Origin of the sequence: Enterococcus sp. DIV1758 (genome assembly GCF_051711985.1) — a bacterium.
In the GTDB taxonomy this organism is placed as follows: domain Bacteria; phylum Bacillota; class Bacilli; order Lactobacillales; family Enterococcaceae; genus Enterococcus; species Enterococcus faecalis.
Genome location: NZ_JBIOOA010000002.1, coordinates 90,008 through 101,588 on the forward strand (window position 1 = coordinate 90,008; position 11,581 = coordinate 101,588).

7 protein-coding genes and 1 pseudogene are annotated in these 11,581 nt (G+C 34.7%); all 8 read right to left on the reverse strand.

From position 1 onward, the window contains the following. Positions 1-14 precede the first annotated feature (14 nt). Positions 15-6,299: an SNF2-related protein gene (locus tag IGJ52_RS13935; protein WP_438792238.1), complete on the reverse strand. Its 6,285-nt coding sequence runs from the start codon at positions 6,297-6,299 to the stop codon at positions 15-17. Between the two features lie 179 nt (positions 6,300-6,478). Beyond that, positions 6,479-6,826 (reverse strand): type II toxin-antitoxin system PemK/MazF family toxin, encoded by a 348-nt coding sequence (locus IGJ52_RS13940; RefSeq protein WP_373580070.1) that lies wholly within the window; start codon positions 6,824-6,826, stop codon positions 6,479-6,481. Then, a complete protein-coding gene (locus IGJ52_RS13945) occupies positions 6,820-7,083 on the reverse strand; it encodes an AbrB/MazE/SpoVT family DNA-binding domain-containing protein (protein WP_438792239.1) in 264 nt (87 codons plus the stop codon). The genes IGJ52_RS13940 and IGJ52_RS13945 overlap by 7 nt, the downstream gene beginning before the upstream one ends. A 75-nt stretch (positions 7,084-7,158) precedes the next feature. Continuing rightward, positions 7,159-8,097: a hypothetical protein gene (locus tag IGJ52_RS13950; RefSeq protein ID WP_438792240.1), complete on the reverse strand. Its 939-nt coding sequence runs from the start codon at positions 8,095-8,097 to the stop codon at positions 7,159-7,161. A 76-nt stretch (positions 8,098-8,173) separates the two neighbouring features. Then, positions 8,174-10,234, reverse strand: a complete 2,061-nt coding sequence (mobP2, locus tag IGJ52_RS13955) for a MobP2 family relaxase (RefSeq protein ID WP_438792241.1) — start codon at positions 10,232-10,234, stop codon at positions 8,174-8,176. Further along, on the reverse strand, positions 10,227-10,619 hold the full coding sequence (locus tag IGJ52_RS13960) for a hypothetical protein (RefSeq protein WP_438792242.1): 393 nt from the start codon (positions 10,617-10,619) through the stop codon (positions 10,227-10,229). Before IGJ52_RS13960 ends, mobP2 begins: the two co-directional genes overlap by 8 nt. Next, positions 10,612-10,893, reverse strand: coding sequence for a hypothetical protein (locus IGJ52_RS13965; RefSeq protein WP_438792243.1), 282 nt, complete (start codon positions 10,891-10,893; stop codon positions 10,612-10,614). The genes IGJ52_RS13960 and IGJ52_RS13965 overlap by 8 nt, the downstream gene beginning before the upstream one ends. A 371-nt stretch (positions 10,894-11,264) precedes the next feature. Beyond that, positions 11,265-11,581: pseudogene (locus IGJ52_RS13970) on the reverse strand (hypothetical protein); the annotation flags it as partial.

The following is an 11,581-nucleotide window of genomic DNA, read 5'->3' on the forward strand; positions in this document are numbered from 1 at the left end:
TGGTGACTTTTTGATTAGTAACTAAAGCCCATCTCTTCGTCCTCTTCGAGTGTTCTTTCACTCATTGCTTGTTTTGGTTTCTCTTTTTCCAAACTAATCTGAATTTCTTCATTTAATTTAGCTTGTAAAGCTATTTTCTCGTTTAACTCTTCCTCTTGAGGAAACGTTCCTGCTTGACGCTCTTTTGCTTTCATAAATTGATCTTCTAATGCATTCAACCGATCGACATTGTCTTCAAGGTATTGTGGAATTCGCTGGGTTTCATTTTCAATCTTCCTAATTCCACCCAAGCCGTTACCTAAACTGTAAGTTACAACATAGGTTGCTTGACCAACAAGCCGTAAATCCATATCCCCGTATTCATGAAAGTTTTTTCTAACCATCAACTGTAGACCACGATATTCGCCAAACGGAATAAACTGCTCCGAATTTTTATTAATTGTAGATATTTCATCGAGTTTTTCAGCTGCTTTTGCACGCTCGATAAACAGCTGTCCATCAATCGTCATTTCAAATTCGTTTGCCGCTGTTTTATCCAATAATAGTTGATCTAGTTCTAATTTTTTAACGGTCTCTTTCAAAGAATCAATCCTTGCAGGAAATTCATCTTTTACTTTCCACTTCAAACTTTCTTTTTCGTTAATAAAGCTTTGTTGCATCATTTTTAAACGAGTAATTTCATTGTCTAACTTCATTTTTTCAGCTATTTTAGGATTTCCTGAAGCAATAGCCTTCATGTCCCCTGCCTCTAAGACTGTATCTGATAGCTCATCACAACTACGTGTAATTGCTTTACCTGTCATGACTTGATTGATAAAAGTCAATTTTTGTTCTTGAATTTGCCATAAGAAACTATCCAATGAACCCTTTGTTACGTATCGATAAATTTCAACCTCTTCGTTTTCGTTCCCTTGTCGAATAATTCGACCATCTCGTTGTTCTATATCCGACGGACGCCACGGACAATCAACTTGGTGACACGCTATTAATTTTCTTTGAACATTCGTACCTGTACCTAATTTGCTTGTACTTCCTAATAAAACACGAATTTCTCCCTCACGCATCGCGTCAAAAATTTCTTCTCTTTGTTTTTCATTTTTTGCATCATGAATAAACGCAATTTCTTCAGTTGGAATCCCTTTTTCAATCAATTGTCTTTTTAACTCATCATAGATATTAAATCTTTTAGGATTTGGTGTACCAGAATCTGAAAAAATAATTTGTGTGGATTTCTTTTCTTTAGAGCTTTCCCAAATTTCCGCTACTTTATTTGCACAAGCAGCGATTTTCGTTTCTTTTGATTCTTCTGCTGGATAACGTTCGTAATCATAATCATCCATCAAACGTGGATCAAGCGCCATTAATTTTCCTTCGTTCGTGATTTTTAGCATATTGTCAACTTCAGAAGTGACTTCTTTCGCTCGAATACGTTCGGCACGTTCGGCTAACTGGTCTACTTTTTCTTTTTGGTAGGTAGTCAATTGGGTCACAATGACTTGGGGTTTTCCTGTTTTTACTTTCGGTACTGGTAGTTTAAGCATACTTGCGGTCTGAATATCGGCAACCAGATTATACATTTGCATTAATTCCGGTAAATTATGGAATTTCGCAAATCTATTTTTCATTTGATAGCCTGTGCCTTCAGGCGTAATTTCTAAAGAAGAGACTATTTCCCCAAAAGTAGAAGCCCATGCGTCAAAATGATAGACACCGTACTGTTTTAAAATATCTGGCTGGAGATATTTTTGCATGGTAAATAATTCAGACATCGAATTTGATACTGGCGTACCTGTAGCGAATACAACCCCTCGATTATTTTGTTTTTCCATCAAGTAGCGACATTTCATTTCTTGATCACTGGCGCGTAAACTATTGGTAGAATTGACACCTGCCACACTTGATAGTTTCGTGTAACTAAACAAATTTTTATATTGGTGCGCTTCATCTACAAATAAAAAGTCCACACCTAAGTCCTCAAAATAGATTTGTTTGTCTTTTTTATCTTGCTTGTTTAAGTTTGCGAGACGTTCCTCTAAGCGTTTTTCAAACGCAACCATCTGCTTAATTGACCAATTATCTTCGCCAGATTCCATTTGATACGTTGCAATTGCATCAGATACTTGGTCAATTTCTTCTTGTAACATTTCTTTTTGTTTTTCTGGAGAGAGAGAAATTTTTTCATACTGTGAATGGCCAATAATCACCGCATCGTAATTGCCCATAGCGATTTTAGAAATAAAAGCTTGCCTGTTTTTTTTCTCAAAATCCTTTTTATTCGTGATTAAGACTTTTTTTGCCGGATAAAACCGTAAAAGTTCATTCCCAAACTCATTCGTTAAATGATTAGGGACGACATATAGTGGCTTGTTAATTAGTCCCTGTTCTTTCATCAACATTCCAGCACTTATCATAGACAACGTTTTCCCTGCTCCTACGGTATGAGCCATCAATGCACGACCATTTTGAATAATACGTGCCACAACGTTCTTCTGATGAGGACGTAATTCATACAATTCGTTTAGACCAGGAAAGACTAAATGTTCGCCATTATATGTTCTTGGTACAATACGATTAAATCGTTCTTCATAGATTTTTTGTAGTCGCTCAATACGCTCATCTTCTTTAAACACCCATGAACGAAACACCTCTTCAAGTTGTTCCTGCTTAGAGCGAGCATAAGCAGTTTCAGTTGGATTCAACACATATTTATACTTATCTCCGTCTAAAACTTTATCTTTCACTTCGACTTTTTTTAAGTTCAAACTATTTTCAAAAATAAAATAGGCAGAAGCTCTTTCTGTTCCATATTGGTTCGTAACAACGGCACTTTTATCCTGTCCTTTTCCTTTGATAAAGTAACGAATAGAAATAGGATTTTTTTCAATTTGAATCATATTATAGTTGATATAATAGGGTCTTGTATCGAATGTTTCATACATAAACTCTTGGTACATATCCGTAGGTATCCACGTACTTCCAATTGAAAATTCTATCTCTCCTGCTTTAATTGGGGCAGGTTGAACTTCTTGTAGCGCAAGGTAATTTCGTTCAAAAATAGCTGGATTTTTCTCAGCTGCTCTTTTTGCTTCTAATAGCTTGGTTTTGACATCACCACTCAAATATTCTTCTGCTTCTTGCCACCCCGTCCCAAATAGATTGTGTTCATCATAATTATTTGGGTCTAAAAACACTTTGTTTCCTAACTCCTCTAAAATCTCTTTTTGGGACTTAGAGTATAGGTCAGTCATATAATCCCAATCGATTGTTAGTCGATTCCCTAACGACGCATAGAGTGCTTCTAACGCAGAAGAAACACTTTTTATTTCTTTTCTTGGACGAATCGTCGCTTGTTTAAATATCTCAGACTTTGTGATACGCCCATCTTTTTCAATTATTTCAATTGAGCGCAACAATGGTAAATAATCGTCTCTCACTAATAGTTTTTGATTATTGTTAATTGATCCATATTTTTCAACAAATGTATCGTAAGATAGATTGAGTTTTTCAAGAAGCTTATCAAATGTAATGACGTCATAGTCGGCTTCTCTTTGAATCGTAATAACATCTAATAATGTATTACGAATCTCAATCATTTGTTTCATTTTAGCAAACTGCTGACCTGAAACGTCCACTTTCTCAATTTCATTAGAGTCATTGTAATATATCTGATTATCAATGATTTCATGTGTAAATAACGGAATATCTTCTTTAGAAATAGCTTCTTTTTCATTTGTTTTCGTTTCTTTTACTTCTTCTACTGTTTCTCGTTCGCCAAAATACGTACCTTCTATACGTTCAAATGCTTGTTTCAATTGCCAATCCAGTGGAGTATCTGCTGGATTCACAGTCAATGTATTTCCATGATAGTGTTTGATTGCAAAATGCCCACAAACTTGTTCAGGGTGATCATGATAATAATTGTTATACCATGTGCCACCCTCTTTCCATGTTTTTACGAAACACCATTTTGGTGAATGAGACTGCGTAGCTGTTAGAGCTAAATCTTTTTGGAAAAATAAAATATCTGTTGTAACGTCAGTTCCTGCAATCTTTTTAAACGCATTGTTTGGCAAACGTACTGCACCCAGCAAAGTGGCTTCTTTACTCACATCAAGCAAGACATCTCCGTATAAATTATCTAAAGTATTTGTAGAAGTGATAATCGCCACAATTCCACCGTCATGAACACTATCGATTGCTTTTCTCAAAAAATAATTATGGATTGAGTAACGCCGCTCAAAGTGATCATCCGTAATTTTTTGTTGGTCAAAAGGAACGTTGCTAATCACCAAATCGTATTGGTTCGTTAAAGAACCTATTTCTTCAAATCCTTTAATTTGTATATTTGCTTCAGGGTGCAATTGTTTCGCAATGGTTCCTGTGATTTCGTCTAATTCGATACCATGTAATTCTGATTGTTCTTTCATGGACTCTGGCAAAGAAGAGAAAAAGTTACCTGTTCCCATGGACGGATCTAAAATCTTTCCACCTTTAAATCCAAAATCTTCTATTTTCTGATACATTTGTTTAATAATCATAGGATCAGTGTAATAAGCAGTCAATACGCTTTGTCTCATTTGCTTATACTGACTCTCTGTCACTAAAGTACGCAATTCTTCTCGTTCTTTTTCGTATTTATCTGATCGGGTATCAAATACTTCAGCAATTCCTCCCCAACCTACATATTTTGCCAAAATTGTCTGTTCTTCAGGCGTTGCAAAGCGATTTTCCTGTTGAATTTCTTTTGAAAGGCGAATAGCCGCAAGATTATTTCTGATTTTTTCTTTTGGTTTCGTATCGTAAAAGCCATCTGTATTTGGAAAATAAAAGGGTTGTGGTGTTCCTTCTACCACAACTTCTTCTTTTTTCTCTGTTGGGATAGTTTCAGATAGTGGTACTGGCGTTGCTTCTATTTCTTCTGGAGAAAAATCAAATAGCGAAAGCTCCTGCTCAGAGTTTTCGCTATCTTTTTCTGTTTTATTTTGTCTTAGCTCCTGCAATTCATCGTCTACTAAGGTGCTTTTATAGTGCTGGTAACCTATTTTTTCACCATCGATTAGGTATTGATTCGTTAAAATTAATTCATCCAATGCCTGAATGACTTGCTTCCAAGTGTATTGATAGTCGTTAATTGTAACTCCTGCTGGAGAATATAACACAGAAAGACCTTCTGGTCCTGCATGACCGTAATAGCCGTACTCCTCTTTTAAAAATGTTGTTCGCAAGCCTTGTGATTTTACATTATTAAAAAAGTGAAAGACTCTATATTTCCCATTTTCTGTTCCAGTACCTTGAACCAACTCTTCTTTTAAAACAGTCATTGGTTCTTTATCGCTTAATTGATTAATTCTTTCATTGCTACTTCCGTTGCTTGTTGACGGTACTGGTTTCGAATTTTTGTGACTGTCAACAAATCCTGTTGTTGTTCTGTCGTCATTGGTTTCTGTTGCTCGTACTGATTCTCCAACTCGTTGATCCGATTCCACATTTTTTCCTCTATCTCGTGGCCGTAACTCATCAACGTTCCGTTCATCATTTTTATTACGTACTCCGCTTTGTCCTGTTTCTTCAATTTCTCCACTGCCATTTTCCCGAATCTCCCTAACGGCTGGTTGTTCGGATACGTCAGTTCTGGAATAAGTACGCCCTCTTTGTTTTCTTTGTAATTCATTATTTTTCACCCTTTCTTGTTCCTTAAATACTAAAATTTCTTTACTTATAAGCTGATTGATTTCATTTGCGGCATTCATCGTTTGAACAAATGTCTTAGGATCTTGGAAAACATCTAAAGGTAATACTTGAATACCTGTAATCGACTGATTTGTGGCTTTAAATTCAACGAGCTTTTTACCAATCAACTTTGCAATATGTTCCTGTGACGCAGGGAAAGAATAATCAGTCATACGTTCATTAATGCTTTCTCTTATACTTTCTTTTGCCAGTAAATTGGATAATTGTTCGTCTGTCAGTGTGTAATCAGGAAATGTCAATTTTCTTCCATACGTTTGTGTATAATCGAAAAAATGTAGACCACGAACACTCTCCCCTGCAAATCTCAAGGCAGAAACCGCTTTTTGCCCACGTTTTACAAATCGACCTAATTTCTTCCACGTATCAAAATCGGCAAGATATTTTGCTTCTGACATTTGACCATGTATACATAGTTGCTCGTCTATTGAGTATTTGTGTAAATGACTAATTTGTTCCAAAAAACGAATAAAATGATCCGTATTTTCTACGACATGTAAGAATGATTCATCGTATAAATTTAAAAGTTGTTCTCTTTTTTCAGGGTTCAAAAGTATCTTCCTTTCATTCCCTTTCTTCCACAAATCATATCTTATAAACTATGATTAGTCAAGAAAGGGTTTTTAATTCTCAGATAAAATAGTTGTTTGTAGACAAAAAAGAACGTCACACACTTAATTTGTCTAAGTGAGACGTTCCCTTTTATAAAAATATTTTATTAAATATATACTTATTTTGCTTTTTGAAATACCATTTTAACTTTTTCTAGCAGTTCATCAATTAGGTTTTCGTGTGCTTTTTCTAAAAATACGCAACGGCGAGATTCATAATCGATGGTCGTTAATTGATCCAACAATACTTTTCCAGAAGTTTTCATTTCATAATAAGGAGGAATAGGTACATACAAAGGATAGTTTCTACTTGTACTTGAAATAGGCGCTACAATCACAACATTACTATAGTCTGCAATAATATTATGACTCAATACAATATACGGTCTTCTACCTGTTTGTTCATGCCCTGAGCGTGGAGCCGTATTCAACAATAAAATATCACCTTGTCGAGGAGTTCTTACCATTTTTCGTTTCCTACCGCTTCTCCTAAATCTTGAACAGTGACATGTACTTTTCCTCCTGTATAATTGGCAAATAATTGTTCAATCGTTTGTTCATTGTCAGAACTTACCGCTTCAATAATCAAACGTTTCTTTCCTTCAGACTCGTCTTGTGTTAGCTTCACTTTATCTTCTGTATGAAGTTCCAAATATTCCATAACTGATTTGGGAAGTCTAAGGCCATTACTATTTCCCCATTTTTTTATTGACAACATTTCCATCCTAAACACCTCTCTCTTTTGTATATACATAATATAACATATAACACGCTTAAAGTATATACATAATTATCCTATTTAGTATTCATGACTTAATTCATCCATTTGTTGCTCTTCTGTTTTTCGCGACTTTAATTGTTTGTGAGTATTATTTTCAGCTGAAGATTCTGCCTCAATATTTTTTAAAAAATCGTTATATATTTGGGTTAATTCTTCATTGTCTACTTGTTCTATTTCATCTAAAACAATTCTTTGCTCCGTGTTTCTTCTTAGATATTCTTGCGTTTCTGGAGATAATTTTTCTATTTCATCCTCAACATAAATTTCGGAGATTGTAATATTTCCCTTCATCAAGTGTTCTGTGAGCGCTTCAGACAGAATGCTTTTTTCATTATCATAATCAAGTGCTGCATATTTGTAATAAAAAGGGTGTCCATTCACTTTATATTCTGTATATTCCATATCAAAATCATCAAATGTCAATTCATGACTAATTGTCGCATTCCTAGAAAATTCTTCAATATACGGTCTATCTTTTTCAGGTAACGATTGTCTGTAGCTATTTTCTATAAGTTTATTCATTGCTTTCATACCACTGACAGGTTGTTCCATTTCATACTCATCTACAGATTGTTCTACTTCTTTAGTTAGCGTACTTTCTAAACGCTCAATGTTAAAATTTTCTTCCTCTAATTGTTGTAATACATAAAGTTGCTCGTCTGTATAATTGTTATCAATCAATGTTAAAACCGTGCGCGTTTCAGGAACAATCTGAATTAATTCTTCTAACTTTAATGAATGAAAGTCAGGGTGATACCGATCAATAGAACTATCTTTAAAAAAGGCTTCAATAGATCCATGATCTACATCTCTCGTGTAACCATCTCCGCCTTCTGAATAGCCACTCCATAAAGTCCCATCTTGAAAAACATAAATCGCTTGCTCTAAATTTTCGGTCTTTTCAAAACCTTCTTCATAAAAATCTGAGAAGTCAAACCTAGATTTATTTTCTGTCATTTTTCCATCCTCTTTCTTTTTTGAATAAAAAAAGAGAATAACTATTAGTTATCCTCTTACAATTCCTATTTATTTTTTAGATATTCATACTTTGCTCTAATTCTTGATATGCTTTTTCATTTAAATAACGTTGGACACTTCTCTCACACGATTTTCTCAATTGTCTTAATTGTTTCTTGAATTCATAATCTGATTTTTTATGTGAGACTACAGGCTTTCTGTTGGACACTTTTGTGACTCTCTTTTGGCCATTTTTTTCTGTTGCTTTTTCTATTTTATAATTTGCATTCCTCTCTTTTTTGGGAAGCTTGTCTGTTTGCGAAATATCGTAAACATCTTTTGTCTCAAAAACAAATGATCCTGATTCATCTTTTTTAATGGTCACAATTTTTATGGCATTTTCAATTTCATCTTCTCTTATCTGGCGATTGTTTAATTGCCATTGCTTTTCCCCTAAGACATGTGTTGCAGTAGGTATTTGTTGCAAGATTGCACGTTGATTATTTCCTGAAAAACTCTGTAAATTTGAATCTACTTCCTTGTCTTTAAAGGTTTCTATCGAAATATAGTGTGCTTTATTTTTACTTGGAAGAATAATTTTTCTACCTAAAGTCTCATGAGTAAAACTACTTACCGGTTCGGCAAATTGATTCCCCTCAACTTCATGTAAGAACATACCCCGAATTTCTTTTTTTGAGGATTCTTTTTCTGCCTTTAATTGATCCACTATCTTTAAGTTTCTGCTATCTTTAGATTCTTCTCTTTCAGTGAAGTAATCATGTAACGTCTTCAATGCCTGATCCATTTTAATATCTGATTGTTTTACTTTTATTTGTTCTTCTATATTATTAACTTCCTCATGACTCTCTTCTAAAAGTTCATGAGGTAAAACATCATCATAGATCATAATTTCTTCTGCATTTTCTTCTTGCGGCATGGTCATTTCTAATGAATCAAATGGCTCAATTAATCCTTCTCTTTCTATCTCCGTTTCAAAATTAAATTGTTCAAAATCTGACTCATTCATCAAACCAGTGTTCCTTTTAGCAAGAAGTTCCGGATAATTCTTTGCTTCTTGTAAAATCATGTTTCCAATTCGTGAATATAATCCACTTTTTCCGTAAAGCTGCTTATCAAGATAAGTTGGTTCGTTCTTTGGATTTCCATACGCTTCTTCGTAATCATCAGAAATTTTTTGTAGACGCGGAAGAATTTCATCCATTGTTTCTTTCCCATCTGTTTCCATAAACAAATCCACTATTTTATCTAGTTCTGGTTTAAATTTATGACGTTCTGCAAAGCCATATTTCCAGAAATACTGATTGCTTGGTAGCTTTTGAAGTAAATCCGTAAATAGCTGCTCATACTTTCCTTGTGTAAACTGTTCTTTGCATGATTCAGCCAACTTTTTTTGGTGTGTGACGTACGTTTCTAACATAGACAATTGTTCTTTATTTTGCATCAGTTCATTCACAAATGTTCGCTTTGTCGCTTTAATACTCTTCTGTAAAAATTTCCCTTTAAACTGCCAGCCAGTTTTACTCGGTTGTTTCGGGTGCTTGTAGAAAATCCATTCTCTTGTTGGATATTTTTCTACATAACCGACATGGACGTGAATATTGTCTGTATTGTAATGAACGGCTGCCGTCCACTCTCCTTTTAGCCCTTCCTTTTTTTCTAATTCTGCAATGGCTAATCTTGTGGCCTGGTAAATATGTTGCGTTTTTAATTGATTTGTTTCTGGATCAAGATAGTTATTTTCAATCAACCACTCGTTCCGAAAACTAAAAACTAATTGCCATAAAGGTGATTTATTTTCTTGAGCCATTTCGAAGTATTCTTTCATGTATCGGATAACTTCTTCTGGCGCTTGGTCATAATTATTCGTAAACAAAGCTGACGTTTTTTTCGGGTTTGACATGTAGTCATTATAGGTTGAGAACATCGTCTCATTTGAACCTTCAATTGCCGCAATACTATCCATTGAATTGTCAGGTGAAAAGGCATTGAATTGATCAAAATGTTCGTTCCTGGTCGCTTCACTTCTTTCCATATAGTCAAGATATTCTTTGAACGTATCTGTACCTGGCATAACGAACGCACTCGTAAGAATAATGCCCGCCGTTTTCTTATTCATTTGTTACAACCGACTGGGAATATTTTGCCGAATTCATTGCTTGGATTCTTCGGTTTTCTTGTCGCTCTTGTACTATTTTTTTCGCTTGGGTTACACCAAGTGAGTCCGATTCATCTTTAATTTCTAATTGCATAGTTCTTGCTAATTCGTTGAAGAGAATTGTCGTCAACTCTGTGTGTGTTTCAATGACAGATAATAATTTTTTATTCTGTTTTTGAAGGGTTAAAAGCTCGTCTATATTATTCTCGTTTTTGTTTTCAATGACATCTAGCATATAATCAATTAAGTCACCTAAATGCATATGCTTTTCTGCAGCAATTCGACTCAAACGATCTTTTGTTTTGTCTGTCATGTATATGTTTTTCGGTTTCTTTTTTTTATCCATTTTCTTTCTCCCTTTCAGTTAATTTCGACGCTGGACGAAAGAATTCCCTTACCATTAAATCCATTCCAAGTTGCATTGATTCAACGACATCTTTTGTAAATGCCTGGTAACGTAATTCTGATTCTAATTGGAACTCTTCGTACACGATTTTCTTCAGCACATCTCGTAACATTTCATCTCGACTAGCGTAGCCTTTTTCTTTTGCTACTGTTACCAGTCTAGTTGCTATATCTTTATCTACATCTCGTATTTTTATGACTTGTTTTTCTGTCATTTTTCTCTTACCTTTCAGCCATTTTTTAGTCTTTGATCTGCTTATTTTTTATCACTACACGGCATTTTTCTTATTTATTCTCTAGTATTCGCTTAATTGCGCTTTGTATTTCGGAAGAGCATAAGGGGAAATGGGGGTCAGACAAGCTGACCCGCCTTGCAGTGCAAGGCTTTCCCGTGGGACCCAAAAACGAACGCCACTAGCACTTGGCTAGCAGGTAACTTCATGCAAACTAGCACCTTTTTAGCACCATATAGCACGTTTCTAGCACCTAAACTAGCACGTGTTTAGCAGTAACTAGCACCAAATTAGCACCCTTTATAGCACATCTCTAGCACCTACTAGCAGTTGTTTAGCACCCCTCAATTTGCCTAATTAGTTGTTGATTGTTCTTTTCTTTCCTTCAACTTTTCAAGCTTCTCATCAAGTAATTTTTCTTCTTTCTTTATCCCACTTTTTGCTTCAATATACTTGTCTTTTTCACGCTTTAATTGACCAATTTTAGTCTGCGAATCTTCTTTTTCTTTTCCAACTTTGTAAATCAATTCTTCCGTTTCTTGTTTTACTTTTTCATCTATTCTTACAATTTCCGAATCAATTTTTTCTGTACTTTTTGCTAGCAATTTCTGTTTATCTTTCGTTGATTTTTCCTCAATGACAATCACATCAGCCAAATATTTTACTCTAG

What these genes read in the sequence shown, in the direction of transcription:
- IGJ52_RS13965 (WP_438792243.1), bottom strand. Translation starts at nt 10,893, where the DNA reads ATGACAGAAAAACAAGTCATAAAAATACGAGATGTAGATAAAGATATA.
- IGJ52_RS13940 (WP_373580070.1), bottom strand. Translation starts at nt 6,826, where the DNA reads ATGGTAAGAACTCCTCGACAAGGTGATATTTTATTGTTGAATACGGCT.
- IGJ52_RS13960 (WP_438792242.1), bottom strand. Translation starts at nt 10,619, where the DNA reads ATGGATAAAAAAAAGAAACCGAAAAACATATACATGACAGACAAAACA.
- IGJ52_RS13945 (WP_438792239.1), bottom strand. Translation starts at nt 7,083, where the DNA reads ATGGAAATGTTGTCAATAAAAAAATGGGGAAATAGTAATGGCCTTAGA.
- IGJ52_RS13950 (WP_438792240.1), bottom strand. Translation starts at nt 8,097, where the DNA reads ATGACAGAAAATAAATCTAGGTTTGACTTCTCAGATTTTTATGAAGAA.
- mobP2 (WP_438792241.1), bottom strand. Translation starts at nt 10,234, where the DNA reads ATGAATAAGAAAACGGCGGGCATTATTCTTACGAGTGCGTTCGTTATG.